This window comes from Ralstonia sp. 1B3 (assembly GCF_036631435.1).
In genome coordinates this window covers 56,183-81,079 of the sequence record NZ_JAPNUG010000032.1, presented here as the reverse complement: position 1 = coordinate 81,079, position 24,897 = coordinate 56,183, and the positions used below count along the sequence as shown (strand labels likewise).

The window sequence follows — 24,897 nt, the reverse complement described above, 5'->3', positions numbered from 1 at the left end:
TCGGTCGTTACTTGGCAGCGGCGCCAAACCACTTCTTGACGATCTGGTCGTACGTGCCGTCGGCCTTGATCTTCTCCAGCGCGGCGTTCAGCGCCTTGGTCAATTCAGGCTGATCGCGGCGCACGGCGATGCCGTATTCCTCTGTGGTCAGCGCGGGCTCGACCAGGCGCAGGCCCGGACGCGCCTTCACGTAGTACGCGGCAGCGGGGCGGCCCGTGACGGCGGCATCGGCGCGGCCGATCTCGACGAGGTTGAACATCTGCTCGTTCTTTTCGACTTCCACGCGCTCGACCTTCGGATAGTTTTCCTTCAGGTAGTTGACCGACTTGGTACCGACCTGCACGCTGACCTTCTTGCCGTTCAGATCCGCCGGCGTCTTGATGGCCGTGTTGCCTTGCTTGACCATCGCGACCAGGCCGCCGTGGTAGTACGGCACGGTGAAGTCGACCACCTTCTTGCGCTCTTCCGTAATGTAGATGCCCGAGATGGCCACGTCGAAGCGGCGCGAGATCAGGCCCGGCACGAGGCCCTTGAAATCGATGTCCGTCCATTCGACCGGACGGCCCATGGTGCGGGCCAGCGCTTCGATCAGGTCCACATCAAAGCCGGTGCGCTTGCCGTTTTCGACAAACTCCATCGGCGCGAAGGTGGCGTCGGTAGCAACGCGCGGCGGCTCCCCAGCAGCGTGCGCGGCGGTTGCGAAAGACGCCGCAGCGGAAAACGCCACGGCACAAGCCAGCATCGAATGCATGAAACGACGACGATTCCCCATGAGTGGTCTCCTTGTGTGATGCATGTGGGGTGAGAAAAAAGAATCGGAAAAATCGAAAATTCAGAGATCCTGCAGCCGCGCAGAAATGGAGGCAGCCGCTGCAACAGTCATGTCGATCAAGCGCTGCTCCTTGCCCCGCACGCGCGTTGCAGGCGCCATCAACGTGATGGAGCCGAGCGCGTGGCCGGGCAGCCGGAACACCGGCACGCTCACGCCCCAGACGCCGGGGTCGACCTCGCCTTCGGACAGCGCATAGCCCGCGGCGCGAATGTCGGAGAGTTCAGCTTGCAGTTGCGCCTGGGTGTCGGCATCGATGGCCAGCAGATCGGCGAGGATGGCGCGCGCCGCAGCGGGCGGCATGAAGGCGAGCAACGACTTGGCGGAGGCGCCGGCCAGCAGCGGCACGCCGCGCCCTTTCTCGAACGAGCAGCGCAGCGACTGCTGGCTCTCGACCATCTCCAGGCAGACGGCCTGGTCCTTCACGGCCACGACCAGCCCCACCGATTCGCCCGACTCCGCCACCAGCTTGGCCATGCCGATGCGCGCTTCCTGCACAAGATGCGAGGCGTGGTCGAAACCGAGTGCGAGCTGCAGGCTGATCGGCCCCGGGGCATAGGTGCCGGCCGATTCCAGCACAAAGCCCCAGCGCTTGAGCATCGCCACCTGGCGGTACAGCGTGCTCTGCGGCAGGCCGGTCAGTTCGACCAGCTCACGCGCCGCGACCGGGCGACCGTGGCGCGCGATGGTGGCGAGCACCATCAGCACGCGGTCCGATCCGCTCGTGGCGGCAGCGGATTGTGCTGGCGAAGGGGCCACCCCCGGCTCGGTCATCGCGAAACTCCGTCAAGTGATGTTGCAACGGAGAATGCGACGATTTTCTCAATCCATCAACGCAACATTCCCATTGAACGGGAAACCATCGCGAATTCGGTATTTACACCTAGGACGCATCGGTCACATTTCCGGCGCCTTCGTCCAGTCGCGCTTCCAGAAACGCGACGACGGCGTGGGCGGATGCCTCGCTGCGGCAGGTCGTCAGCGCGGCGTACAGCGGTGCGGCCAGGCCATTGAGAAAGTCGATGGGCGCTTCCGGACCTTCGGCGAGATAGCGCTGCAACGCGGAGAAGGCGCCGGCCTGGCTCAGGCGCCAGTCGGCAATCGAGGCCTGCCGCACGTGGCGCGGCGCAACGGCGCAGCCTGCACCGGCTTGGGCGGCTTGGGCGCGGTCTTGATGGGCGCGCGGCTTGCGACATGGCCGTCGGCAATCAGGCGCGCGAGGTCTTCGGCGCGGTCTTCGATATCGGGGCCGGCGCTGCTCAACTGCGCCAGGATGTCCGCCGCGCAGCGCTCGCCATTGACCAGCAGCAGGATCGCCCGCTGCCGATGCGTGACGTGCCCGCTGCGCGTCTGCAGCTCCTGCGTGCCGCGCTCCGTGCGCGACAGGATATGGCTCAGATCCACCGTCCCCTCCCTTGTTTTTATGTGTCTGTTCGATGAGAGGCCAGTCTAGAAAAACCTGGCGCGGCGCGGACCATTCGAACGCCGCGGGGGCGCGATACCGACTATCACGTGCGCTCGATTGCGTTCGTGCGGAGGAGCGGCATGGCAATCGATCATCAAATCCGGATTGAAACCAGATCGACTCACAGGCCCTTTATCGTCTGCGATTGGAAATCTACAGTGCAGCGCATTGCCACCCCAACGGAGTTTCACCATGTTCATCCGCCCCGCCCTGCTTGCCGCCGCCGTGCTGACGCTGCCAACTGCAATCGGCATCGCGCCGGCAGCGGCTGCGTCAATGTCCGATGCCGACCTCATCCGCCCAGACCACGTCGCCGCAGCGGACACGCCGCAGGCCGCAGCCGCCGTGCTCGCTGCGCGCCGCTACGCCACCTTCTGGCATACCGGCGATGCCCGCTATGCCACGGAAGCGCTGTCGCCTGCGTTTGTCGACCGCACACTGCCCGCCGGGCGCGTGCAGGGCACGCAAGGCCCACTCGATGCGTCCAAGGCATTCCGCACAGCTGTGCCGGACATGCGCGTGGAGATCGAAGACATGGTCGTCGCCGGCGACCGCGTCTCGGTTCACCTGCGCTTTCGCGGACACTTCACCGGCGAGTTCGGCCGCACGCACGGGCAGAATCAGCCGATCGACTTCCAGGCCTTCGACCTGTACCGCATTGCCGACGGCAAGATCGCCGAAAACTGGCACCTGGAAGACAACCAGACGCTGCTGCGGCAGATGGGCCTTCAACCGTAATCCTCAGGGCTTCATTAACGCCCATTAACAGCCCTGCTCCCCGCTCCCGCTATGCTTCGGCCCAGCTTGCAGACCGCTGATGTGGCTGCCCAAGCATTAGAAGAATCGAGCCAATCAACACACAAGAACATCTTCGGGAGAAACAATGGGAAAGGGGTTTCAGGGCGCGTTGCGCGCCTGGGCAGGCACGCTTGCCTGCGCGGCGGTACTGGGTGGGATGATCGTGATGGGCGCGACGGCCGCCCACGCGCAACAGGCGAGCGATCCGCAACAGGAAATGAAGCAGGCCTGGGCCGCCGCCAAGGCCGCTGCGAAGGTCGGCCCCACGTCGATCGAACTGCGTGACCAGGCCACGCTCAAGATCGGCAAGGACGAGGTCTTCATTCCACAGCCGGCCGCGGGGCAGCTCATGCACGCCATGGGTAACAGCAACAACCCCGACATGCTGGGCCTCGTCATGCCCACCAGCGACGACGACGAATGGATGGTCGTCGCCAAGTACGAGGCCTCGGGCTACATCAAGGACGACGACGCCCGCGACTGGAACGTCGACGATCTGTACAAATCGCTCAAGGAAGGCACCGCTGCTGCCAACGAGGAGCGCGAGAAGCGCGGCATCCCCGCACTGGAAATCCAGGGCTGGGTCGAGCGTCCGCATTACGACGCCGCCACGCACCGCCTGATCTGGTCGATGGCTGCACGCTCCAAGGGCCAGCCGGCAGATGACCCCGGCGCGGTCAACTACAACACCTACGCCCTGGGCCGCGACGGCTACATCAGCCTGAACCTGATCACCGGCCGCAACCGCGTCGACGCCGACAAACCCGCCGTGCAAAAGCTGCTCGCCGATCTCGATTTCAAAGACGGCAAGCGCTACACCGATTTCAACGCCAAGACCGACAAGGTCGCCGAGTACGGCCTGGCCGCGCTGGTCGGTGGCATCGCCGCCAAGAAGCTGGGCCTGTTTGCGGTGATCGCCGCGTTCCTGGCGAAGTTCGCCAAGGTGGCGATCCTGGCGGTGGCAGGCTTTGGCGCGGCCCTCGCCAAGTTCTTCAAGCGCAAGCCGAGCGCATAAGTCGTGGCCAAGCTGCTGATCCTGCTGTTTTCTGGGCTGAAGTTCGGCAAGCTGCTGACCACCGGCGGCACGATGCTGCTGTCGGTGGCCGCCTATGCCTTCGTGTTCGGCTGGCGCTATGCGGTGGGTTTCGTGGTGCTGCTGTTCATCCACGAGATGGGCCATTTCATGGCGGCACGCCAACGCGGGTTGGCGGTGGGCGCGCCGACCTTCATCCCGTTCGTGGGCGCGTGGATCGACCTGAAAGAGCAGCCGATGGATGTGGAAACCGAGGCCCATATCGGCCTGGCCGGCCCCGTCGCCGGCACGGTCGGCGCGATGCTCTGCTACGGGCTCGCGCGCTACACCGACAGCCAGTTGCTGCTGGCGCTGGCCTACGCCGGCTGCTTCCTCAACCTGTTCAACCTGATCCCGCTGTCACCGTTTGACGGCGGACGGATTACGGCGGTGCTGTCGCCGCGCATCTGGTTTCTTGGCGTGCCGGTGCTGGTGGCGCTGTTCGTCTGGCGGCCGAGCCCGATCCTGATTCTGATTGCGGTGCTGGCCGTGCCGCAGTTGATGAAGGCGTGGCGCTACGACCCGGATGCGCCGGAAAACCGTGCGTACTACAGCATCTCGAACGAATCTCGCCTGACCTACACCGTCTACTACATCGGCCTGGTGGTCTTTCTGGCGATGATGAGCCACGAGCTGCACGACATGCTGGGCAGCGTGCGCGCATAAAAAAACCTCCGCTGGTGCGGAGGTTTTTCTGAATCGCCGGAGCGAGTCGCCTTAGGCGAAGTTCTTGGCAACGAAGTCCCAGTTGACCAGGTTCCAGAACGCCTCGACGTACTTCGGACGGGCGTTGCGGTAGTCGATGTAGTAGGCGTGTTCCCATACGTCGCAGGTCAGCAGCGGCTTGGCGTCGGCCGTCAGCGGCGTGGCGGCGTTGGAGGTCGACACCAGATCCAGCGAGCCGTCGGCCTTCTTCACCAGCCAGGCCCAGCCCGAACCGAACGTGCCGATGGCCGTCTTGGTGAACTCTTCCTTGAACTTGTCGAAGCTGCCCCACTTGGCGTTGATGGCGTCAGCCAGCGCGCCGGTCGGAGCGCCGCCGCCTTGCGGCTTCAGGCCGTTCCAGTAGAACGTGTGGTTCCAGACCTGTGCGGCGTTGTTGAACACACCGCCCGAGGACTTCTTGACGATGTCTTCCAGGCTCAGGTTCTCGAACTCGGTGCCCTTGATCAGGTTGTTCAGGTTCGTGACGTAGGTCTGGTGGTGCTTGCCGTAGTGGAACTCCAGCGTTTCCTTGGAGATGTGCGGCGCCAGAGCGTCTTGGGCGTACGGCAGCGGGGGAGCGTGTGTTCCATTGTTCTTGCCTTCTGTGGGTTGTACAGGTTGGGAGCGACGATTGTAGGAGACTTGCAAAACCGGCGCAAACCGCAGGCTAAATAGTCGGAATACCCGCTAAACGCGTGCGGAATCGCGATCATTGCCGCTATCAGGTCATGCGCTGGTCACAGTTCGAGCTTCGGTTGCACGCGGGCGATTTCGATGTCGGCCGTGCCTTGCGCCAGCCGCGCCTCGATGCGCGCCCGGGCATGCAATGCGTTCGGATCGCGGATGGCGTGGCCCTTGGCATCGAGCAACACCGCATAGCCGCGCTCCAGCGTGCGCTGCGGCGCCAGCAGTTCCAGACCGGCGTGCTGACGCGCCAGGCGTTCCTGGGCGCGAGACAGCGTGTCTCGCATGACGCGTGCCAGCGTCGCTTCGGCTTGCTGGAGGCGCGTGCGCTCTCGCGTGGCGTCGGGGCGCGCCGCGGACAGGCGCATCGTCAGCAGACGCTGGAGATGTTCCGCACGCTGCAGGCGGCCGGTCAGGGCAAAGCGCAGGCGGCCCTCCAGATGGGCGAGTTGCGTGCGGCGTTCGCGCATCTGCGCCTGCGGGCTGCGCAGGCGGCGCGCGAGCCAATCGACGGTCTGCGCGCGGCGATCGAGCTGCCGGCGGAACTGGGCAGACAGCGCATCCCAGTCACGCCCCACATCGCGCAGCATGCGCGCACGGTCCGGGCTGACCAGTTCGGCCGCTGCGGTGGGCGTGGGCGCGCGCACGTCGGCCACAAAGTCGACGATCGTCACATCCGTCTCGTGACCGACACCGGCCACGATGGGAATTTCCGATGCGGCCACCGCGCGCGCCACCGGCTCTTCGTTGAAGGCCCAGAGGTCTTCAATGCTGCCGCCGCCCCGGCACAGGAAGACCACGTCGACCTCTGCCCGGGCATTGACCCGTTCCAGCATGGCGGCGATGCGCTCCGACGCCCCGGCACCCTGCACCGGCACGGGATACACCACCACCGGCACATGCGGCGCACGCCGGCGCAGCGTGGTCAGCACGTCGCGCAAGGCCGCCGCCTGCAGCGACGTCACCACGCCAATCGCGCGCGGATGCCGTGGCAGCGGCCGCTTGCGGTCGGCATCGAACAGGCCTTGCGCCTCCAGCGCGGCCTTCAGCCGCAGAAAGGCCTCGTACAGATTGCCCAGGCCGGCCCGGCGAATCGCTTCGACGCTCAATTGCAGTTCGCCGCGCGCTTCGTACAGCGTGACCAGCGCGCGCACCTCGACGGCCTCGCCTTCGCGCGGCGTGAAATCGGCGTACTGATTGCGGCCCTTGAACATCACGCAGCGGATTTGCGCGCCTGTGTCCTTGAGCGAAAAATACCAATGGCCGCTCGCTGCGCGCGTGAAGTTGGAAATCTCGCCGCGCACCCAGCCCAGCGGAAAGTTGCGTTCGAGCAGCCCCGCAATGCGGCGATTGACGTCGCTGACGGTGAGCACTTCCTGTCCGCCACGAGTCGGTGCAGACCCGGCAGCAGGTGCGGCCGGCATCTCCGAGGAAGGGGCGGGCGTAGGTGCGGAAGCATCCATCCAGAACGGGCGGCGGGAAGACGGCGGCGGGGTCATAAGTGGTGCGAGCAGCGCAAAACAATGAGGCTTTGGGTCGACTTCTACCTTGAATAGGGGAGACAACGCATGGCAAGTGGGCGACCTGTCCACAGCATAACGTGCTTGTCAAGCTTGACAGAGGTCAGGTGACGCGCTCTCTGCATTTGACGCAACCCGTTGATTCTTATGAAAAATCCACCCATGTCAAAATTTCAGCAACGCAAGTAATTTCGTTCTGCGTCAAGCATTTAGCGCGAGCGCCCCAAGGATGTTCACAAAGTTATCCACAGCATCGCTGGAAAACCGCGGTGTGACGCCTGAGCAGTGGATAAATCGGCCGTCGATTCTCACACGTCAGGACTGCGCCTCCACAGTTTTTCGCCGGAATCGCCACTGCTTAATTTTTAAGCGCAACACCGAACAGCCTTTTGAATCAGTCACTTAAGGTGCTTGTCCGGGCAATGTCCACAATTGGTCCACAAGACTGTCCCGTGTCGGTGTGGATTTCCGCGCCCTTTTTGGAGGCGCGCCTGCGGTCTTCTCCAAATTCCCGCAAAAACCCCCTTGCCTGAATTTTAAGCAGGTCATCGGACTTCCTTTTGGATCAAGCACTTAGCGTGCTTGTTGAGGCAATGTCCACAACCCGTCCACAAGACTGTCCCGCAGCGGTGTGGATTACCCGCCGTTTTGCCGGGCCAGCGCGCGCTTTTTCATGGATGGCCCGCGAAACGCCGGTTGCATATTTTTTAAGCAAGACCCCGAACACCCTTTCGCATCAAGCACTTAGTTTGCTTGTTCGGGCAATGTCCACAACCCATCCACAAGACTGTCCCGCGTGGCTGTGGATTGCGCGGCCAGTCTCTTTCGTGACAGCGCGTTGACCGTCGCCCGCGCATGTCGCGATGCTGCGCCATCGTGTTGCCGAGGCAGGTCCGACGCGCTAGAGTGCTGCCTGTTTTTGCCGCAACGGACAGCGTTCGGGGACGCGGACGGCACGAGCACACCATCAGAATCACACTCCTTCCACAACGACAAAACGGGTTGTCCAGTGTTTTCCATCATTCAAGCCGCCGGCTGGCCGATCTGGCCGCTGTTGATCGCCTCGGTGCTCGCACTCGCGCTCATCATCGAACGCTTCGTCGCCCTGCAACGCAAGAAGATCATTCCGCCCAAGGTCTATGACGAGGCGCTGGCCGTCGCGCATCAGCGCCGCGCCACACCGGAAGTGGTGAACACGCTGGAACAGGGCTCGCCGCTGGGCCGCCTGCTGGCTGCTGCGCTGCGCCACGTGGTGCTGCATCCGAACACCACGCGCGATGCCGCCAAGGAAGTGGTGGAAGAAGCCGGCCAGAACGTTGCCCACCGCCTGGAGCGCTACCTGAACGCGCTCGGCACGATTGCCTCGGTGGCGCCGCTGATGGGCCTGTTCGGCACGGTCGTCGGCATGATCGAGATCTTCGGCAGCCAGACCGCCGCGGGCACGAACCCGCAGGCGCTGGCGCACGGCATCTCGGTCGCGCTGTACAACACGGCGCTGGGCTTGGTGGTGGCCATCCCGACGCTGATCTTCTGGCGCTACTTCCGTGGCGTGGTGGATAATTACGTGGTCGAGCTGGAGCATCTGTCCACCACGTACCTCGACGCGATCCTGCCGCCGCGGCGCGGCTGATCCGGGCCACGCCTTACTGGAAACAGCCATGCGCTTCCGCCCGCGCCGTGCCCGCGAAGAGCCGGAGATCAACCTGATCCCGCTGATCGACGTGCTGCTCGTGATCCTGATCTTCCTGATGATCACGACCACGTATTCCCGCTACACCGAACTGAAGGTCAACCTGCCCACCGCCGAGGCCGAGAAAGCCACCGAGCGCCCGGGGCAGATCGTCGTGTCCGTCACCGCCAACGGCGTCTACTCTGTCGACAAGCAGGTGCTCGACACGCGCGATGTCACCAGCCTGGCCGATGCGCTCCGCAATGCCGCAGGCAAGGCCGGCGGCCCCGAGCCCATCGTCATCGTCAACGCCGATGCGCAAGCCGCGCACCAGGCAGTGGTCAATGTCATGGAAGCCGCGCGAGTGGCCGGTCTTTCGCACCTGACCTTCGCCACGCAAACCGGCAACGCCCGCTAAGAGATCGCTTCTCAACCACCATCACGCATGCCCGTCGCCCAGCACCGTCTCGCCAGCTTCGTCACCCGCCAATGGCAGCAACGCGGCTGGTTTGCGTGGGTGATGTGGCCGCTGTCGTGGCTGTTTGGTGGGGTAAGCGCGCTGCGCCGGCTGCTGTTCCGCCTTGGCGTGCTGCGCTCGGTGCGGCTGCCGATGCCGGTGGTGGTGATCGGCAATGTCACCGTAGGCGGCGCCGGCAAGACGCCCGCCGTGATTGCGCTGGCCTCGGCGCTGGCTGAAGCCGGCCTGCGCCCGGGCATCGTCTCGCGCGGCTACGGTGCGCAACTGAAGCATCCTCGCCCTGTGCGAGAACACTCCCGCGCAGAAGACGTGGGCGATGAACCGCTGCTGATCGCCCGCGCCACCGATCTGCCGGTGTGGGTCTTCCCCGACCGCGTGCTGTGCGCGCAGACACTGCTGGCCTCGCACCCGGGCTGCAACGTGATCGTCTGCGACGACGGCCTGCAGCACTATCGCCTGCGCCGCGATATCGAAATCATCGTGTTCGACACGCGCATGGGCGGCAACGGCTTCCTGCTGCCCGCCGGCCCCTGCGCGAACCGATGACGCGCCGCCGTGACGCCACGCTCATCAACGATCCGAACTACCGCGCCACACCGGACCGCCCGGACGTGTTCGGCATGCACCTCGAGCTGCAGGACGCCTACAACCTGGCCGACCCCGCGCTGCGCCGCCCGCTGGCCCAGTTCGCCCGCATTGAAGGCGCGCAATTGCTGGCCGCGGCCGGCATCGGCAACCCCGAGCGCTTCTTCGCTTCGCTGCGCGGCGCCGGCCTCAAGCCGAGCACCCTGCCGCTGCCCGATCACTACGATTTCGCTGACAACCCGTTCACCGACAGCCACGCCGAGGTCATCCTGATCACCGAAAAGGATGCCGTAAAATGCGGCCATCTCGACGACCCGCGCATCTGGGTGGTGCCGACCACACCGGTGGTCGACGCGGCGCTGGTCGAACAGGTCTGCCAGCGCGTGCGCGCCCTGGCCGATCGCGCAACGCTCAAGGCAAGCGCACAATAACGCCACCCTTCCGCTGTACCGGCGCGCCGCCCTCCGCCTTGAGCGGCCGCCACGGAGCCTCTACCGCCATGGACAATCGCCTGCTGGAAATCCTCGTCTGCCCGTTGTGCAAGGGCACACTGCAACATGACCGCGCCAACAATGAACTGATCTGCCACGTCGACAAGCTGGCCTACCCGATCCGCGACGGCATCCCCGTCATGCTGGCTGACGAAGCCCGCCAGACCGTGGAAGGCACGCCGGTCGATCCGGCCTGATACGAAGGTCGCCGTCATGTCGCACGCGCCATTCATCGCTGTCATTCCCGCGCGGCTGGCATCCACGCGGCTGCCCAACAAACCGCTGGCCGACATCGACGGCAAGCCCATGGTGGTGCGCGTGGCTGAACGCGCGCATCAGTCCTCCGCCGCGCGCGTGGTGGTCGCCACCGATGCCGCGTCCGTCGCCGATGCCTGCATGCAGCATCACGTGGAAGCCGTGCTGACGCGCGCCGATCACGCCTCGGGCACCGACCGCCTGGCCGAAGTGGCCACCGTGCTGGGCCTGCCCGATGACGCCATCGTCGTCAACGTGCAAGGCGACGAGCCGCTGATCGCACCGACGCTGATCGACAACGTGGCCGCGCACCTGCGCGATCATCCCGACTGCGCCATCGCCACCGCGGCGCACCCGATCCACGACCCGGCCGACGTGTTCAACCCGAATGTCGTCAAGGTCGTGCTCGACGCGGCCGAACGCGCACTGCTGTTCTCGCGCGCACCGCTGCCCTGGGCGCGCGATACCTGGACGCCCGCCGTCATGGCCCGGTCCGTTGTAGAGCGCCCGTTGCCGGCCATGCCCGTGCTGCGCCATATCGGCATCTACGCGTACCGCGCCGGATTCCTGCGCCGCTTCCCGCAATTGGCCGCCGCCCCCATCGAGCAGACGGAGCAGTTGGAGCAGCTGCGCGCCATGTGGCACGGTGAACGCATTGCCGTGCTGACCACCGAAGACGCCCCCGCCGCCGGTGTCGACACCCCGAAGACCTCGCACGGGTGCGCGCCGCGTGGGGCGAGCTTCTTGCCCAGGATGGCCCCTGAGGCCGCATTTCTCTGAACTTTGCGTGCGGGGCTGCCAAAACCCCGTCCTCGCCATGGCATAATCGCGAGGACGACAAGCCGCATGACGGCGCCCACGCAGGCGCCACAGCGGCGACAGGGAGACAAATCGAGCCATGGGTGCCGCCGTCCGGCGGACGCCTGATTCCCCAGAGTCCGGTAAGGCTGGCGTCAACTTCGCCCGCTAGGCTGCCTGTTCGCGTCGATTGCGTCGCCATGGCCTTATCTCCAGGCGTATTGGGAATCCGCCCTCTTGGACCGATTCCCAACGCGCTTCACAGAGCCTGACAGCGCGACAGGATTCGAAAACTTGAGGAACTCGTCACCATGCGGTTGATTCTGTTGGGCGCGCCCGGCGCCGGCAAAGGTACGCAAGCCAAATTCATCTGCGAAAAATTCGGCATTCCGCAGATCTCCACCGGCGACATGCTGCGCGCGGCCGTCAAGGCAGGTACCCCGCTGGGTATCGAGGCAAAGAAGGTGATGGATGCCGGCGGCCTGGTGTCGGATGACATCATCATCGGCCTCGTGAAAGACCGCCTGCAACAACCCGACTGCAAGAACGGCTACCTGTTCGACGGTTTCCCGCGCACCATTCCGCAAGCGGAAGCCATGAAAGACGCCGCTGTGGCGATCGACTACGTGCTGGAAATCGACGTGCCGTTCGACGCCATCATCGAGCGCATGAGCGGCCGCCGCGTGCACGTGGCGTCGGGCCGCACGTACCACGTCAAGTACAACCCGCCCAAGACCGAAGGCGTGGATGACGAAACCGGCGAACCGCTGATCCAGCGCGACGACGACAAAGAAGAGACCGTGCGCAAGCGCCTGGACGTGTATGAGAACCAGACGCGTCCGCTGGTCGACTACTACTCGCAATGGGCCGCCAACGGCAACAGCGCCGCCAAGGTTGCGCCGCCGAAGTACCGCAAGATCAGCGGCGTGGGCAACGTCGATGAAATCACGGCTCGCGTATTCGGCGCGCTGCAGGACTGAGCACACCCCGCAATACCCGCCACGAAAAAGGCGCCTCGATCATGAGGCGCTTTTTTTGCTCGATCGCCGGCCGCTTCGCGCTAACATATGGCGCTGAACTTGACGCGAACGTAAACGTCAAGTAACTCGCAAACAACACACAAGGAGACACGGCATGGAGATTCGCGATCAGGTATTCATCGTGACCGGCGGCGCGTCGGGACTGGGTGCAGGTACGGCACGGACGCTGGCCGAAGCGGGCGGCAAGGTCGTGATTGCCGACCTGAACGAGGCTGCCGGCAGCGCGCTGGCACAGGAACTGGGCGGCCGCTTCGTGCGCTGTGACGTCACGTCGGAAGCCGACGGCCAGGCGGTGGTGGACGCCGCCACGTCGCTGGGCACGTTGCGCGGGCTGGTGAATTGCGCGGGGATTGCTACGGCGTCGCGCACGGTGGGCAAGACGGGGCCGCACCCGCTGGACCAATTTGCACGCGTGATCAACATCAACCTAATCGGCACATTCAACATGATCCGCCTGGCCGCGACGGCCATGGCGGGCAACACACCCAATGCCGGCGGCGAGCGTGGCGTGATCATCAACACGGCATCGGTGGCGGCATTTGACGGGCAGATTGGCCAGGCGGCCTACGCGGCGTCCAAGGGTGGCGTGGTGGCGATGACGCTGGCGATTGCGCGTGACCTGTCGCGCGACGGCATCCGGGTGATGACGATTGCACCGGGCATTTTCGAGACGCCGATGCTGCTCGGCATGCCGGCGGAAGTGCAGGACGCGCTGGGCAAGATGGTGCCGTTTCCGCCGCGCCTCGGTAAGCCGGCGGAATATGCGCAGCTCGCGCGTGCGATCGTCGAGAACCCGATGCTCAATGGCGAGACCATCCGCCTGGATGGCGCCATCCGCATGCAGCCGAAATAAGCGCGGTCAGGTCGTCAGGCGGCTGGCAGCGCCATCCGGCGGATCATCTGCCACGCTGCCTCGGCCGCCGGCGAAAGCGACCTGTCGTGCCGCCGCGCCAGCACAATGGCGCGCGTCTCCTTGGGCGACAGCGGCACCGCCACCAATGGCGACGAGGACGGCAGCGGCAACGACAGCGACGGCACCACACCCGCACCGATGCCCGCTTCCACCATCCCGAAGACCGCGCTGCTGTGGCCCATCTCCTGCGTAACGTCAGGATGAACACCGTGGCGCAGGAAGATGCGGTCGATCAGCGGGCGACTGCCCGAGGCGTGATCGAGCAGGACGACCGCTGTGCGATGCAGATCTTTCCACCGCACACTGCTGCGCTGCGCGAACGGGTGATCCTTGCGGCAGACCAGGCAGAACGGATCGATCAGCAGCGGCTCGGTCCAGAGGCCTTCGGTATCGAGCGGCTCCACCACCACACCGAAATCGGCGCCGCCCGTGCGGATCAACTGCAGCGTGTCGACCTGCACGGAGTCGCGCACGATCATGCGGATGTCCGGATAGCGCACGGCGCACTCGGCCACATACACCGGCATCAGCCGTGTCGACACGGTCGGGCTGGACGCCACCACCACGCGCCCGCGCCGTTGCTCGCCGACTTGGCGCGCCTGTTGCAACGTGTCGTCCAGATCGGCCACAAGGCGATCCAGCGCCGTCGCCAGCGAGCGCCCCACTTCCGTCAGCACGACTTCACGGGTGGTGCGATCGAGCAACTTCAGGCCGAGTTCGCCTTCCAGCTCCGAGATCGAACGGCTCACGGCCGGCTGCGTCAGGCCGATGGTGTCGCCCGCCCGGCTGAAGCTGTGCGCGCGTGCCACCGCGAGAAAGACGCGCAACTGGCGCAAGGTCACATTCATGCTGACGACGTATGAATTGATTCGATCAATGCATTTGTATTCTAGATAGGGATGTTGTGCAATAGCGGCTATCCCGCCATCCAATCCGCGCCGTTACGTAATGGTGACCGCGCACGCACATGAAGATCCCGCTGTTGTCTCCGTTGTTGTCCCAGATCGATGGGTTCATTCGCGCCATGCTGGTGATGGTCGCACTGGCCCTCTTCTTCCCGGCGCTTGGCGCGAGCGACGGCCCGCTGCGCCTCGACATCGTCACCATCGTCGGCGTGTCACTGGTGTTCTTCCTGCACGGCGCGGCGCTCTCGCGCGAGAAGATCGTCGAAGGCGCGCGCAATTGGCGTCTGCATCTGTTCGTGCAGAGCTGCACCTTCATCCTGTTTCCGCTGATCGGCGCGGTCATTCTGTTTGTCTGCAAGCCGTTCATTCCGGCGGAGTTGCTGCTGGGCGTGTTCTATCTGTGCGCGCTGCCGTCCACGGTGTCGTCGTCGGTGGCGATGACGGCCATGGCCAAGGGCAACGTGCCGGCCGCCATCTTCAACGCGACCATCTCAGGGCTGATCGGCATGATCGCCACGCCGCTGCTGATGAGCTTCGTGATCCAGGCGTCGGGCGCGGACCTCTCGGTCGGCAAGGCGCTGCTGGGCGTGGCCGAGCAACTGCTGCTGCCCTTCGTGCTGGGGCAGTTGCTGCGCCCGGTCATCGGCGGGTTCATCAACAAGCACAAGGCGATCATCAACAAGGTCGACCGCGCGGTGATCCTGCTGATCGTGTTCAACTCGTTTGCAGACTCGACGCACGCGGGTGTGTGGTCGAAGTATCCGTGGGAGACCATCGTGGCCGTGGCCGTGATGAGCGGCGCGCTGCTGTTCGTCGTGCTCGGTGCGACGACATGGCTGTCGCGGCGCGCCGGTTTCAGCCTGGCCGACGAAATCACCGCTGTGTTCTGCGGCTCGAAGAAAAGCCTGGCGAACGGCGTGCCGATGGCGAAGATCCTGTTTGCCGGCAACCCGGCGCTGGGCCTGATCGTCCTGCCGCTTATGATTTATCACCAACTGCAGCTGATCGTGTGCTCGACACTGGCGCGCAGGTATGCGGATCGCGTTGCCCACGCCGAGGCCAGCGCAGCCGCCCCGGCAAGCCGCGCGGCTTGATCAAGGCAAGCGCGTCAGGCGCGCGAATTCCGCTTCAGGCCAGTGGTAGGTGCGCACCCAAGCGTGGCCGCCATCGGCCGTCTCCAGCCAGTCCCGGCTGACCGACACACCGCCCAGGGCTTCGTAGAAGCCGATCGCAGCGGTGTTCGCCTCGTACACCAGCAGATGCAACTGCGTGATGCCCTGAGCGGCAGCCCAACGCGCCGCTTCGCTCATCAGGCGCTTGCCGACACCATGGCCGCGTGAGGCTGGCAGCAGATGCAGGTTGTCGACGAACGCACCCCAAGGCGTGCCGACTTCACGTAGGGCGCACAGAAAACCGATGGTCTGGCCGTCCAGATCGGCGCACCACACCTGCTGTCCGGCCACGGGCGCAGCCATGCGCTCACGCCATTTCGCCTGGATGTCGGTCGCTGCGCGGCTATCGAGATACGCGTCGGACAAAACGCCCAGCCCGCGGTACGCGCTTTGCCAGCTGCGCGTATGGATGTCGGCGATGGTGCTGGCGTCGGACGCACCGCCTTCGCGCAATACGAGCGTTGCCATGCGTCAGACGCCCGGGTTGCGCGACAGCGGCGGGTTCTTGGCGAAGTACGCCCGAATGCCGCGCAGGATGGCGTCGGCAAGCTGGTTCTGGTGACCCAGGTCGTTGAGCTTGGCCTCTTCCTCCGGGTTGGAGATGAAGGCCGTCTCGACCAGGATCGACGGAATGTCCGGCGCCTTGAGCACCGCAAAGCCCGCCTGCTCGACCTGCCCCTTGTGCAGCCGATTGATGCCGCCAATCTGGTCCAGCACCGCCTTGCCGACCTTCATGCTGTCGGTGATCTGCGCGGTGGTCGACAGATCCAGCAGCACGCGCGTGACCTGCGCGTCTTTCGAGCCGAGATTGGCCCCGCCGATCATGTCGGCCGCGTTTTCCTTGTTGGCGAGCCACTTGGCCTGCGCGCTCGAAGCGCCGCGATCGGACAGCACGAACACCGAGGCCCCGCGCGCCTCCGGTGAGAGAAACGCATCGGCATGGATCGAGACAAACAGGTCCGCCTGCACGCGGCGCGCCTTCTGCACGCGCACGCCCAGCGGGACGAAGTAGTCGGAATCGCGCGTCATCATGGCGCGCATGTTGGGCTGGGCGTCGATCTTGGCTTTGAGCATGCGGGCGATCGACAGCACCACGTCTTTCTCGTGCGTGCCGGCACCGCCCGTGGCGCCCGGATCTTCTCCGCCATGGCCGGGGTCGATCGCGACGGTAAGCAGGCGGCGCATGCGCGGGCCGTTTGACGGCGCGCGGGGCACAGGCTGCTCGGGAACGATCTCCAGCGGCGGCGCGTTGGCGAGCGTCGACGGAGGATTCATCGACGTCGAAGGCGGCGTCTTGCGAGGCGGTGTGCGGCTGGCAAGTGCCGGAGGTTGCGGCTCTTCGATCGCTGGCTTGGTGGGGCTTGCGCCGCTGTCGCGGCGTGCCAGCGCGGCGATCGGGTCATCGTCATCCGACGGCGTCGGCATCGGCGTACCGCCTGACGCGGCAAAGCGCTCCTGCTTGCCCTCGGTGGCCTGCACGAGCTGCATCAGCGGGTCGGGCGGGTTGGTCGGGTACAGGTCGAACACGAGCCGGTTGCGATAGCCGGCAATCGGCAGCAACGTGAACACCTGCGGGTTGACGCTTTCCTTCAGGTCGAACACCAGGCGCACGACGCTCGGCCGGTTCTGGCCCACGCGCACCTGGCGGATGTACGGATCGTTCGGCGCGATCTTGGCCACCAATTCGCGCAAGGTCGGGTTCAGGTCGAGCCCGTCGATGTCGACCATCAGGCGATCCGGATCCTTGATGAGCTGATGCGTGGCCTTGAGCGCGACGTCGGATTCGATCGTCACGCGCGTGTAGTCCTCGGCGGGCCACACGCGCACGGCGACGATGTTGGCGCCGCGTGCAATCTGCGGGCCCACCAGGCTCAGGATGACCGTGCCCGCGCCGGCCTTCGCCATGCGCGTGAGCCATTGGCGGCGGGCCTGGCTCGGCAGGTTGGGATCATCCGGTTGGTCGGTCGGCAGATGCTTGATCAGCATGGGAACAGGTGTTGCAACGACTGTAGAAGTTGAAGGCCGGTCTGCGTGCGTGCGCTCAGACGGGCTGCGCGCGGTGCATGCTCAACGCCGTCATCGTAGGTTTCGTGCACAACGTCGACCGATAAAGCAATGTGCAGGTCCGGCGTACCAAGCAGCGCCTGTGCCTTCTCGGGCCATTCGACCAGGCACAGCGCAGGTTCGGCAAAGCAATCGCGGAAGCCGGCATCGGTCCACTCTTCGGGATCGGCAAAGCGGTACAGGTCAAAGTGATAGACCTTCTGCGTGCCAGTGGTTCCGGCCACGTCGTACGGCTCGACCAGCGTATAGGTGGGGCTGCGCACGCGTCCGGTGTGCCCGAGGCCGCGCAGGATGGCCCGCGACAGCGTCGTCTTGCCCGCGCCCAGATCGCCGGAAAGCTGCACCTGCACGGGCCGCGGACCCAATGCCAGCACGGCCTGCGCGAGTACCGCGCCAAAGGCCGACGTGGCCGCTTCATCGGTGAGAGCGTGCGCTCGGCGAGCGGAGGGGTCAGACCAGAAGGCGCGTCAGCAGGGAGCACGGTGGGCATTGCGTACAATTTGGGCATGTCCGCCACCCCCACGTCATCACCCGGAACGAACCTCGATGCACGCCTGCCAGCCGATGCGGCCGGCATGCAAGCGCTTGTCGCGCAGATTCGCTCCTGGGGTGCCGAACTCGGTTTCGATGCGGTCCGCATCGCCGATGTCGACCTGTCGCATGCTGAAGAAGGGCTCCAGACATGGCTTGCGCAGGGGTTTCACGGTGACATGGATTATATGGCGAACCACGGCATGCTCCGCGCACGCCCGGCCGAACTTGTTGCCGGAACGGTACGCGCGATCGTCGCGCGGATGCCGTATCTGCCACATCTTGGCGATCCGCAAACACCCGGCAGCGACTGGCGCACCATCGAGTGGGACCGCCTGCGCCGCCCTGAAGACGCCACCATCTCGCTCTACGCGCGCGGCCGCGACTACCACAAGGTACTGCGCCAGCGCCTGCAGAAGCTGGCAGAAAAGATTGCCGGCGCCGTCGGGCCGTACGGCTTTCGCGTATTCACCGATTCGGCGCCGGTCCTGGAAGTCGCACTGGCCACGAACGGCGGCCTCGGCTGGCGCGGCAAACACACGCTGCTGCTCGACCGCGATGCGGGTTCGATGTTCTTTCTCGGAGAGATCCTCGTCGACCTGCCCTTTCCCGTCGACCCGCCCGTGGAGCCCCACTGCGGCAACTGCACGCGCTGCATCGACGTGTGCCCCACGCAGGCCATCGTCGCGCCATACACGGTGGACGCCCGACGCTGCATCTCTTACCTGACGATCGAGCACAAGGGCAGCATCCCGGTCGAACTGCGCCCGGCGATGGGCAACCGCGTCTACGGCTGTGACGACTGCCAGCTCGTGTGCCCATGGAACAAGTTTGCCGTGCCGGCCAACCTGCCCGACTTCGACGTGCGCAACGGATTGGACGCGGCCACGTTGGCTGACCTGTTCAACTGGACCGACAACGAGTTCAACCAGCGGCTCGAAGGCAGCCCGATCCGCCGCATCGGGCACGAGCGTTGGCTGCGCAACATTGCGGTGGCGATCGGCAACGCGCTGCGCGGGCCGCTGCCAGATGCCACGCGCACGCAACTGACCGCCGCCCTGCGTGCACGCGCAGATGACGCGTCGGAACTCGTGCGCGAACACGTCGCATGGGCGCTCGCCCAATGACGTGAGCACTCCCTGCGGCGCAACGTACCAGGGCATGAACACTGTGACCCGCGCTTAATCTGTTTTTTTACGCAGCCTGCAGCTTGTTTTAAAAACAAAACAATGCGCGTCTAGCACAAACCCATGAATGCCGCTTAATGCTGCCGCCAGCAGGGCCTTATACCGCCTAGTACGCAAACGCTTGCGCATCAGGGCAGACACTAATTGTTTGTAAATAAAATATCGGGAAAATGGCGGCTTAATCCTAAACCGTCCACTTCGATGTTTTCCGCTCTTGTTGATCTCCGTCGCGCATTGCAGGCTGGTATCCGTGCCCGCTCCTCCCGGATGGCATGCGCGTGGCGCGGTGGCGTCCTGGGCGCGATGTTCTGCGCTGCGTGTGTGAGCACGGCATGGGCAGCGGTGAACGTCGAGGGTGTGCCCTTCGACGACGCCGCACGTGTGGCCGGCCGCGAACTGCTGCTCAACGGCACGGGCCTGCGTTCGGTGTTCGTCATCAAGGGCTATGTGGCGGGCCTGTACCTGCCGGAGCGCGCCAAGAACGCGGCAGTCGTCCTCGGCATGAAGGGGCCGAAGCGGCTGCAGATCCATCCGCTGCGCGACGTCGGTGCCGACACGTTCATCCACGCGCTGAACGACGGCATCCACCGCAACCAGACCGAAATTCAAGTGCAGAAGCTGGCCGACCGCCTGACCCAGCTGGAAGACGCAATGCGCCAGATCGGCTCCACCAAGCGCGGCGACACCATCAACTTCGACTACGCCCCCGATGCCGGCACCACCATCAGCATCAACGGCGTGGCACGCACCAAGGCCATCCCCGGCGAAGACTTCTACCAGGCCGTGCTCAGCATCTTCATCGGCAACAGCCCGGTCGACCGCGATCTGAAAAACGGGCTGCTCGGAAGCTGACAAGCTGACGATTGGCTTTCAGGGTTTCCCCGGTTGCCGTGTGGCTGGCGTTTGCCGTTGTGCTATTCAGCAGTTTCCCCACAAGAACGCAGAACGCACACCAAGCTACAAGGAGGAGACGATGACCAAGGGACGACTGATCGCCAGCCTGATCGGCGCCGCAGGAATGGCGTTGTGCGGGCCCGCGCTGGCCGACACCTACCCCGCCAAGCCGCTCAAGCTGATCATTCCGTTTCCGCCCGGCGGCACCACAGACATCGTGGGGCGCGGCGTGGCCGACCAGCTTTCCAAGGTGCTGGGCCAGGCCGTGGTGGTGGAAAACAAGGGCGGCGGCGGTGGATCGATCGGCGCAGACGCCATCGCCAAGGCGGCGCCGGACGGCTACACGATCGGCATCGCCACCGTCTCCACGCATGCCGTCAACCCGGCGTGCAACCCGAAGCTTTCGTACGACCCGCTCAAGGATTTCAAGCCGATCACCAACCTGGCCACGGTGGCCAACGTGATTGCAGTCAACCCGACCTTTCCGGCCAAGAACTACAAGGAATTTGTTGCGGTGCTGACGGCCAATCCTGGCAAATATTCGTTTGCGACATCCGGCACCTGCGGCATCGGGCACATGCTCGGCGAAGAGTTCAAGGTGCTGACCAAGACGCAGATGGTCCATGTGCCGTATCGCGGCGCGGGGCCTGCGCTGAACGACGTGCTGGCCAACCAGGTGCCGATCATGGTCGACAACCTGCCGTCGTCCATTCAGTTCATCAAGGGCGGCAAGCTGCGGCCGATCGTGGTGGCGTGGAACAAACGCATCGATAGCCTGCCCGATGTGCCGACCTTTGCCGAAGTCGGCCTGAAGGATGCGAATGACCCGGCGTGGTATGGCCTGGTCGCGCCGGCGGGCACGTCCGACGACATCATCCGCAAGCTCAACGAAGCCGCCGTGAAGGCGCTGAAAGACCCGGGCCTGGTGGACCGGTTCCGTGGTGCCGGCGCTGAGCCTGTGGGCAATACGCCGCAGCAATACGCGGCCGAGATCAAACGCGAATTCGACAAGATGCGCACCCTGGTCAAGCAGCAGAACATCAAGCTGGATCAGTAACCCTGCCTCACGTGGGGCCTGTGCTAGATTCGCAGGATTGTTTTCCAGCGCCGGCCCCTGTCATGCCATCCCCTTTCGACGCCGTTCTCGAAGCGCCCTTCGGCAAGCTGGGCGTGCGCGTGGCCGACGGCGCGCTTCGTGAACTCGTCTATCTGCCGGAAGGCACGCCCCGCGTCGATTCATCCGACGCGTTGATCGCAAGACTCGCCCGGCAGCTCGACGCGTACTACAGCGACCCTCGCGCGACATTCGACATCCCGCTCGCACGCGCCGGCACGGATTTCCAGCACCGCGTATGGCAGGCCATCAGCGCCATCCCATGCGGCAGCGTCATCACCTACGGCACCATCGCGCAACAGGTCGGCAGCGTGCCACGCGCGGTGGGGCAGGCCTGCGGCGACAACTGGTTCCCGATTCTCATCCCGTGCCACCGGGTGGTGAGTGCATCCGGCATCGGCGGGTTTTCGCATCACACGGATGGCTATCTGTTGAACATCAAGCACTGGCTGCTGCGCCACGAAGGCGTGATGCTGATATGAGAAAGGCCGCACGGAAAGACGCCGAAGCACCGTCTCTGCCGCCGCAAAGCGCAGACGCGATCCAGCGTTTTTGCGACGCCCTGTGGCTCGAGGACGGCCTCGCCCGCAATACGCTCGATGCGTACCGGCGCGACCTGACCCTCTACGCGCAGTGGCTCGCCGAGCGCAGCAAATCCATCGCCGAAACCGAAGACGGTGACCTGGCCGACTACTTCGCCGCACGCCACGCCGAGAGCCGCGCATCGTCCGCCAACCGGCGCCGTACGGTGTTCAAGCGTTTCTTTCAATGGGCGTTGCGCGAGCATGTGGTGAGCACCGATCCGTCGCGCCTGCTGCCGACCGCCAAGCAGCCGCCGCGCTTTCCGAAGACGCTGTCCGAAACGCAAGTCGAGGCGCTCATCAACGCGCCCGATGTCGACACGCCGCTCGGCCTGCGCGACCGCGCGATGATCGAACTGATGTATGCGAGCGGGCTGCGCGTGTCGGAAATCGTCGCGCTGAAAACGGTGGAAGTCGGCCTGAATGAAGGCGTGGTGCGCGTGGTCGGCGGCAAGGGCGGCAAGGACCGCCTCGTGCCGTTCGGCGCGGAAGCGGGCGACTGGCTGCGGCGTTATCTGCGCGATGGCCGCACGGCGCTGCTCGGCGAGCGCACCGCTGACGCGCTCTTCGTCACCGCGCGCGGCGAAGGCATGACGCGCCAGGCGTTCTGGTATCTCATCAAGCGCTATGCGCTGCTGGCCGACATTCACGCGCCGCTGTCGCCGCACACGTTGCGGCACGCGTTTGCCACGCACCTGCTCAACCACGGCGCAGACTTGCGCGTCGTGCAGATGCTGCTCGGCCACGCAGATATTTCCACCACGCAGATCTACACCCACGTCGCGCGCGAGCGGCTGCGTACGCTGCATGCGCAGCACCATCCGCGCGGATAGCGATCGTTCCCCTGCCCCGTATGAGCAAGTCCAAGCACGTTTCCGAGACGCCCGCCACGCAGTTCCTCAAGGCGCACGGCGTCGCTTTTACCGAACACACCTACGACTATGTCGACAAGGGCGGCACGACCGAGTCGTCGCGCCAGCTTGGCGTCGATGAACATCACGTCGTCAAGACGCTGGTGATGGAAGACGAACACGCCAAGCCGCTGATCGTGCTGATGCACGGGGATTGCTCGGTCTCCACCAAGAACCTCGCGCGCCAGACCGGCCGCAAGACCGTGCAGCCGTGCAAGCCCGAGGTGGCGCAACGGCACAGCGGCTACCTGGTCGGCGGCACGTCGCCGTTTGGCGTGCGCAAGGCGATGCCGGTGTATGTGGAGGCGAGCGTGCTGGAGCTGGAGCGCATCTACATCAATGGCGGGCGGCGCGGCTTTCTCGTCAGCCTCGCGCCCAGCGTGCTGACCACCGTGCTGAACGCGCAGCCCGTCAACTGTGCAAACCCCGATTGAAACGAACGCGGCGGCTGGGGCACCCTACGCGGCGCGCTACAATCCCGCAGCCTGATTTCACCGATTTCCTATGTCCCCAGTCGTCGCAACCGTCATTTTTGCCGTGGCCGCCTACCTGATCGGCTCGATCTCGTTTGCCGTGGTGGTGAGCCGCGCGATGGGTCTGGCAGACCCGCGCACCTACGGCTCGGGCAACCCCGGCGCCACCAACGTGCTGCGCTCGGGCAACAAGAAGGCAGCCATCCTGACGCTGCTCGGCGATGCAGCCAAGGGCTGGCTCGCGGTGTGGCTGGCGCAATGGCTAGCCGCGCGCTTTGGCGTGGACGAAACCGGCATCGCCCTGGTGGTGATCGCTGTGTTCCTGGGCCACCTGTTTCCGGTATTCCACCGCTTTGAGGGCGGTAAGGGCGTGGCCACGGCGGCAGGCATTCTGCTCGCGCTGAACGTGTGGCTCGGGCTGGCCACGCTGGCCACGTGGCTCATCATCGCCGTGTTCTTCCGGTATTCGTCGTTGGCGGCGCTGGTGTCGGCGGTGTTCGCGCCGTTCTTCTACGTGCTGATGAACGGCTTCGACTGGATTGCCGGGGCGGTTGCGCTGATGGCGGTGCTGCTCATCGCGCGCCACCGCGCCAATATCGCCAAGCTGCTCGCCGGCAAGGAAAGCCGCATCGGCGAGAAGAAAAAAGCGGCTTAATTCCGTAGCTCGGCGCGCACCGAATGCGCGCGCCGATGTTCTCCCGGCGGCCGCCCCGTGTGCCGCCGGATCAATCGCCGGAAGGCGGACATGTCCTGATAGCCGCACTGTTCGGCAATCGCCGTCAGGCTCAGCGTGCTGACTTCGAGCAGGTGACAGGCGCGCTCCACGCGCAACCGGTGCAGCAATTGCAACGGCGACATCCCCACTGTTTTCGCGAAATGCCGCAGCAGCGTCCGCTCGCTGGTTGACGCCGCGGCCGCGAGTGCTTCCAGATCAAACGGTTCGTGCAGATGCTGCTGCAGGTAGCGCCGCGCGCGCAGCACAACGCTGTCGCGGATGGCCGGTTTGCTGCGCAGCCAGATGCCGATGGCCTCGCCGCGCGAGGGGTGATCGAGCGCCGTATTGCCCAGCGTGCGCGCAAGCCGTGCATCCGCCAATCGCGCGACCAACCGGTGCGTGAGCGCCACGCCATGCTCCATCGCCCGTGCGGTGATGACGTTGCCACTGGTGACAATCGCCTGTGCCGGCACCACCTTCAGGCTAGGGAAATTGCCCTGCACCCACCCTGCAATCAGCCACGTGACGGTCAGGCGCTGTCCGGGCGGCAGCACGTCGGCCAGCATCGCCACACCCGTGAACGGCGACGCCACGAGCCGCCCTGCATGCAAATAACGGCGGATCGTGGCGCGCTCCGCGTCCAGCAGGGCCAGACGCTGCTCCAGCGTGCCGATGTGATCGAAATGCAGCGGCGGGACGATCAACGCGTCGCCCAGCTGCGTGTCGTCTTGCGGCAGTGCGTCGCAACGGCAAGCGAGCGTTTCTGCAGCCGCCTGCCAACGCGCCGGGTCCCGCGCGATGAGCCGCCAGCCGAACACCGGCGCCTTGGCGACATTGGCCCGCTTGCCGGCCTGCATGGAAGCCAGCGCATTGGCCACGCCGAGCGTGTCGGAAGCCGTGGCCAGCATAGAGAAACCGGCGTCAGGAAAGGTCAGCAAGTCGATTTTCGGCATGCCGCAGTATAGGTCCGGGCGGCAATACGCGTGGCGATATTGCCCCGAATTCTGGCGGGAATACCTCTTTCGAATCGGACCCGCCCGATTGACGA

At 65.1% G+C, this 24,897-nt stretch carries 26 protein-coding genes and 3 pseudogenes; 18 read left to right on the top strand and 11 right to left on the bottom strand.

The window, feature by feature from the left end; all coding sequences use genetic code 11:
* Window positions 1-7 precede the first annotated feature (7 nt).
* From OWR21_RS09660 to OWR21_RS09645, 4 genes are all read right to left on the bottom strand, one after another.
* Window positions 8-772, bottom strand: coding sequence for a glutamine ABC transporter substrate-binding protein (locus tag OWR21_RS09660; RefSeq protein WP_332395089.1), 765 nt, complete (start codon window positions 770-772; stop codon window positions 8-10).
* A gap of 60 nt (window positions 773-832) precedes the next feature.
* Window positions 833-1,603, bottom strand: coding sequence for an IclR family transcriptional regulator (locus OWR21_RS09655; protein WP_316889914.1), 771 nt, complete (start codon window positions 1,601-1,603; stop codon window positions 833-835).
* Between the two features lie 109 nt (window positions 1,604-1,712).
* Complete coding sequence (locus OWR21_RS09650) at window positions 1,713-1,946, bottom strand: hypothetical protein (protein ID WP_332395088.1); 234 nt, start codon at window positions 1,944-1,946, stop codon at window positions 1,713-1,715.
* Window positions 1,913-2,233 (bottom strand): hypothetical protein, encoded by a 321-nt coding sequence (locus OWR21_RS09645; protein ID WP_332395087.1) that lies wholly within the window; start codon window positions 2,231-2,233, stop codon window positions 1,913-1,915. The genes OWR21_RS09650 and OWR21_RS09645 overlap by 34 nt, the downstream gene beginning before the upstream one ends.
* Before the next feature lie 253 nt (window positions 2,234-2,486).
* Between OWR21_RS09645 and OWR21_RS09640 the strand changes: the two genes are divergently transcribed.
* From OWR21_RS09640 to OWR21_RS09630, 3 genes are all read left to right on the top strand, one after another.
* Window positions 2,487-3,032 (top strand): ester cyclase, encoded by a 546-nt coding sequence (locus OWR21_RS09640; RefSeq protein WP_332395086.1) that lies wholly within the window; start codon window positions 2,487-2,489, stop codon window positions 3,030-3,032.
* Between the two features lie 145 nt (window positions 3,033-3,177).
* The gene (locus tag OWR21_RS09635) at window positions 3,178-4,107 is read left to right on the top strand and encodes a DUF2167 domain-containing protein (RefSeq protein WP_332395085.1); all 930 of its coding nucleotides are present in this window, start codon (window positions 3,178-3,180) and stop codon (window positions 4,105-4,107) included.
* A gap of 3 nt (window positions 4,108-4,110) precedes the next feature.
* Window positions 4,111-4,830, top strand: coding sequence for a site-2 protease family protein (locus OWR21_RS09630; RefSeq protein WP_147213376.1), 720 nt, complete (start codon window positions 4,111-4,113; stop codon window positions 4,828-4,830).
* Window positions 4,831-4,881: 51 nt separating this feature from the next.
* Here the strand turns inward: OWR21_RS09630 and sodB are convergent, their stop codons facing one another.
* Both sodB and xseA read right to left on the bottom strand, forming a co-directional pair.
* Complete coding sequence (gene sodB / locus OWR21_RS09625) at window positions 4,882-5,439, bottom strand: superoxide dismutase [Fe] (protein ID WP_332395101.1); 558 nt, start codon at window positions 5,437-5,439, stop codon at window positions 4,882-4,884.
* 167 nt (window positions 5,440-5,606) lie between these two features.
* Window positions 5,607-7,016 carry an exodeoxyribonuclease VII large subunit gene (xseA, locus tag OWR21_RS09620; RefSeq protein WP_332395100.1) on the bottom strand — a complete coding sequence of 470 codons (1,410 nt, stop codon included), beginning with the start codon at window positions 7,014-7,016 and terminating at the stop codon, window positions 5,607-5,609.
* 1,066 nt (window positions 7,017-8,082) lie between these two features.
* Between xseA and OWR21_RS09615 the strand changes: the two genes are divergently transcribed.
* The 7 genes and pseudogenes from OWR21_RS09615 (at window position 8,083) to OWR21_RS09585 (ending at window position 13,242) form a co-directional block, all read left to right on the top strand.
* Window positions 8,083-8,703 carry a MotA/TolQ/ExbB proton channel family protein gene (locus OWR21_RS09615; protein ID WP_045202714.1) on the top strand — a complete coding sequence of 207 codons (621 nt, stop codon included), beginning with the start codon at window positions 8,083-8,085 and terminating at the stop codon, window positions 8,701-8,703.
* A 28-nt stretch (window positions 8,704-8,731) separates the two neighbouring features.
* Window positions 8,732-9,160, top strand: coding sequence for an ExbD/TolR family protein (locus OWR21_RS09610; protein WP_004631807.1), 429 nt, complete (start codon window positions 8,732-8,734; stop codon window positions 9,158-9,160).
* A gap of 27 nt (window positions 9,161-9,187) precedes the next feature.
* Window positions 9,188-10,236 (top strand): annotated as a pseudogene (lpxK, locus tag OWR21_RS09605) (tetraacyldisaccharide 4'-kinase).
* 68 nt (window positions 10,237-10,304) lie between these two features.
* On the top strand, window positions 10,305-10,493 hold the full coding sequence (locus OWR21_RS09600) for a Trm112 family protein (RefSeq protein WP_004631803.1): 189 nt from the start codon (window positions 10,305-10,307) through the stop codon (window positions 10,491-10,493).
* A 16-nt stretch (window positions 10,494-10,509) separates the two neighbouring features.
* Window positions 10,510-11,315: pseudogene (gene kdsB, locus OWR21_RS09595) on the top strand (3-deoxy-manno-octulosonate cytidylyltransferase).
* Between the two features lie 345 nt (window positions 11,316-11,660).
* Window positions 11,661-12,329 carry an adenylate kinase gene (adk, locus tag OWR21_RS09590; protein WP_027680670.1) on the top strand — a complete coding sequence of 223 codons (669 nt, stop codon included), beginning with the start codon at window positions 11,661-11,663 and terminating at the stop codon, window positions 12,327-12,329.
* A 154-nt stretch (window positions 12,330-12,483) separates the two neighbouring features.
* Window positions 12,484-13,242, top strand: coding sequence for a 3-hydroxyacyl-CoA dehydrogenase (locus OWR21_RS09585; protein WP_332395084.1), 759 nt, complete (start codon window positions 12,484-12,486; stop codon window positions 13,240-13,242).
* Between the two features lie 14 nt (window positions 13,243-13,256).
* On the opposite strand, the gene OWR21_RS09580 is transcribed toward OWR21_RS09585, so the two are convergent.
* Complete coding sequence (locus OWR21_RS09580; RefSeq protein ID WP_102066702.1) at window positions 13,257-14,150, bottom strand: LysR family transcriptional regulator; 894 nt, start codon at window positions 14,148-14,150, stop codon at window positions 13,257-13,259.
* 119 nt (window positions 14,151-14,269) lie between these two features.
* On the opposite strand from OWR21_RS09580, the gene OWR21_RS09575 reads away from it, so the two are divergent.
* On the top strand, window positions 14,270-15,301 hold the full coding sequence (locus tag OWR21_RS09575; RefSeq protein WP_332395083.1) for a bile acid:sodium symporter family protein: 1,032 nt from the start codon (window positions 14,270-14,272) through the stop codon (window positions 15,299-15,301).
* Here OWR21_RS09575 and OWR21_RS09570 read toward each other — a convergent pair whose 3' ends face one another.
* The 3 genes and pseudogenes from OWR21_RS09570 to tsaE form a co-directional block, all read right to left on the bottom strand.
* Window positions 15,302-15,847, bottom strand: coding sequence for a GNAT family N-acetyltransferase (locus OWR21_RS09570; protein WP_332395082.1), 546 nt, complete (start codon window positions 15,845-15,847; stop codon window positions 15,302-15,304).
* 3 nt (window positions 15,848-15,850) lie between these two features.
* The gene (locus OWR21_RS09565; protein ID WP_332395081.1) at window positions 15,851-17,365 is read right to left on the bottom strand and encodes an N-acetylmuramoyl-L-alanine amidase; all 1,515 of its coding nucleotides are present in this window, start codon (window positions 17,363-17,365) and stop codon (window positions 15,851-15,853) included.
* Window positions 17,359-17,933 (bottom strand): annotated as a pseudogene (gene tsaE, locus OWR21_RS09560) (tRNA (adenosine(37)-N6)-threonylcarbamoyltransferase complex ATPase subunit type 1 TsaE). Before tsaE ends, OWR21_RS09565 begins: the two are co-directional and overlap by 7 nt.
* A gap of 16 nt (window positions 17,934-17,949) precedes the next feature.
* Between tsaE and queG the strand changes: the two are divergent.
* The 7 genes from queG (at window position 17,950) to plsY (ending at window position 23,789) form a co-directional block, all read left to right on the top strand.
* Window positions 17,950-19,101: a tRNA epoxyqueuosine(34) reductase QueG gene (queG, locus tag OWR21_RS09555; RefSeq protein WP_332395080.1), complete on the top strand. Its 1,152-nt coding sequence runs from the start codon at window positions 17,950-17,952 to the stop codon at window positions 19,099-19,101.
* A 261-nt stretch (window positions 19,102-19,362) separates the two neighbouring features.
* Window positions 19,363-20,013: a chalcone isomerase family protein gene (locus OWR21_RS09550; RefSeq protein WP_332395079.1), complete on the top strand. Its 651-nt coding sequence runs from the start codon at window positions 19,363-19,365 to the stop codon at window positions 20,011-20,013.
* Between the two features lie 121 nt (window positions 20,014-20,134).
* Window positions 20,135-21,112 carry a tripartite tricarboxylate transporter substrate binding protein BugE gene (locus OWR21_RS09545; protein ID WP_102066708.1) on the top strand — a complete coding sequence of 326 codons (978 nt, stop codon included), beginning with the start codon at window positions 20,135-20,137 and terminating at the stop codon, window positions 21,110-21,112.
* Window positions 21,113-21,174: 62 nt separating this feature from the next.
* Window positions 21,175-21,651: a methylated-DNA--[protein]-cysteine S-methyltransferase gene (locus OWR21_RS09540; protein ID WP_147213388.1), complete on the top strand. Its 477-nt coding sequence runs from the start codon at window positions 21,175-21,177 to the stop codon at window positions 21,649-21,651.
* On the top strand, window positions 21,648-22,583 hold the full coding sequence (gene xerD, locus OWR21_RS09535; protein WP_102066710.1) for a site-specific tyrosine recombinase XerD: 936 nt from the start codon (window positions 21,648-21,650) through the stop codon (window positions 22,581-22,583). The genes OWR21_RS09540 and xerD overlap by 4 nt, the downstream gene beginning before the upstream one ends.
* A gap of 20 nt (window positions 22,584-22,603) precedes the next feature.
* Window positions 22,604-23,095: a Cys-tRNA(Pro) deacylase gene (gene ybaK / locus OWR21_RS09530; RefSeq protein WP_332395078.1), complete on the top strand. Its 492-nt coding sequence runs from the start codon at window positions 22,604-22,606 to the stop codon at window positions 23,093-23,095.
* A 70-nt stretch (window positions 23,096-23,165) separates the two neighbouring features.
* Complete coding sequence (gene plsY, locus OWR21_RS09525; RefSeq protein WP_045787584.1) at window positions 23,166-23,789, top strand: glycerol-3-phosphate 1-O-acyltransferase PlsY; 624 nt, start codon at window positions 23,166-23,168, stop codon at window positions 23,787-23,789.
* Here plsY and OWR21_RS09520 read toward each other — a convergent pair.
* The gene (locus OWR21_RS09520; RefSeq protein ID WP_332395077.1) at window positions 23,786-24,802 is read right to left on the bottom strand and encodes a GlxA family transcriptional regulator; all 1,017 of its coding nucleotides are present in this window, start codon (window positions 24,800-24,802) and stop codon (window positions 23,786-23,788) included. The genes plsY and OWR21_RS09520 overlap by 4 nt on opposite strands.
* Between the last annotated feature and the right edge of the window lie 95 nt (window positions 24,803-24,897).

Coding starts and splice junctions, on each gene's coding strand:
- OWR21_RS09660 (WP_332395089.1), bottom strand. CDS start 772: ATGGGGAATCGTCGTCGTTTCATGCATTCGATGCTGGCTTGTGCCGTG.
- OWR21_RS09655 (WP_316889914.1), bottom strand. CDS start 1,603: ATGACCGAGCCGGGGGTGGCCCCTTCGCCAGCACAATCCGCTGCCGCC.
- OWR21_RS09640 (WP_332395086.1), top strand. CDS start 2,487: ATGTTCATCCGCCCCGCCCTGCTTGCCGCCGCCGTGCTGACGCTGCCA.
- OWR21_RS09635 (WP_332395085.1), top strand. CDS start 3,178: ATGGGAAAGGGGTTTCAGGGCGCGTTGCGCGCCTGGGCAGGCACGCTT.
- xseA (WP_332395100.1), bottom strand. CDS start 7,016: ATGGATGCTTCCGCACCTACGCCCGCCCCTTCCTCGGAGATGCCGGCC.
- OWR21_RS09610 (WP_004631807.1), top strand. CDS start 8,732: ATGCGCTTCCGCCCGCGCCGTGCCCGCGAAGAGCCGGAGATCAACCTG.
- OWR21_RS09600 (WP_004631803.1), top strand. CDS start 10,305: ATGGACAATCGCCTGCTGGAAATCCTCGTCTGCCCGTTGTGCAAGGGC.
- adk (WP_027680670.1), top strand. CDS start 11,661: ATGCGGTTGATTCTGTTGGGCGCGCCCGGCGCCGGCAAAGGTACGCAA.
- OWR21_RS09585 (WP_332395084.1), top strand. CDS start 12,484: ATGGAGATTCGCGATCAGGTATTCATCGTGACCGGCGGCGCGTCGGGA.
- OWR21_RS09580 (WP_102066702.1), bottom strand. CDS start 14,150: ATGAATGTGACCTTGCGCCAGTTGCGCGTCTTTCTCGCGGTGGCACGC.
- OWR21_RS09575 (WP_332395083.1), top strand. CDS start 14,270: ATGAAGATCCCGCTGTTGTCTCCGTTGTTGTCCCAGATCGATGGGTTC.
- OWR21_RS09570 (WP_332395082.1), bottom strand. CDS start 15,847: ATGGCAACGCTCGTATTGCGCGAAGGCGGTGCGTCCGACGCCAGCACC.
- OWR21_RS09565 (WP_332395081.1), bottom strand. CDS start 17,365: ATGCTGATCAAGCATCTGCCGACCGACCAACCGGATGATCCCAACCTG.
- queG (WP_332395080.1), top strand. CDS start 17,950: ATGTCCGCCACCCCCACGTCATCACCCGGAACGAACCTCGATGCACGC.
- OWR21_RS09550 (WP_332395079.1), top strand. CDS start 19,363: ATGTTTTCCGCTCTTGTTGATCTCCGTCGCGCATTGCAGGCTGGTATC.
- OWR21_RS09545 (WP_102066708.1), top strand. CDS start 20,135: ATGACCAAGGGACGACTGATCGCCAGCCTGATCGGCGCCGCAGGAATG.
- OWR21_RS09540 (WP_147213388.1), top strand. CDS start 21,175: ATGCCATCCCCTTTCGACGCCGTTCTCGAAGCGCCCTTCGGCAAGCTG.
- xerD (WP_102066710.1), top strand. CDS start 21,648: ATGAGAAAGGCCGCACGGAAAGACGCCGAAGCACCGTCTCTGCCGCCG.
- ybaK (WP_332395078.1), top strand. CDS start 22,604: ATGAGCAAGTCCAAGCACGTTTCCGAGACGCCCGCCACGCAGTTCCTC.
- plsY (WP_045787584.1), top strand. CDS start 23,166: ATGTCCCCAGTCGTCGCAACCGTCATTTTTGCCGTGGCCGCCTACCTG.
- OWR21_RS09520 (WP_332395077.1), bottom strand. CDS start 24,802: ATGCCGAAAATCGACTTGCTGACCTTTCCTGACGCCGGTTTCTCTATG.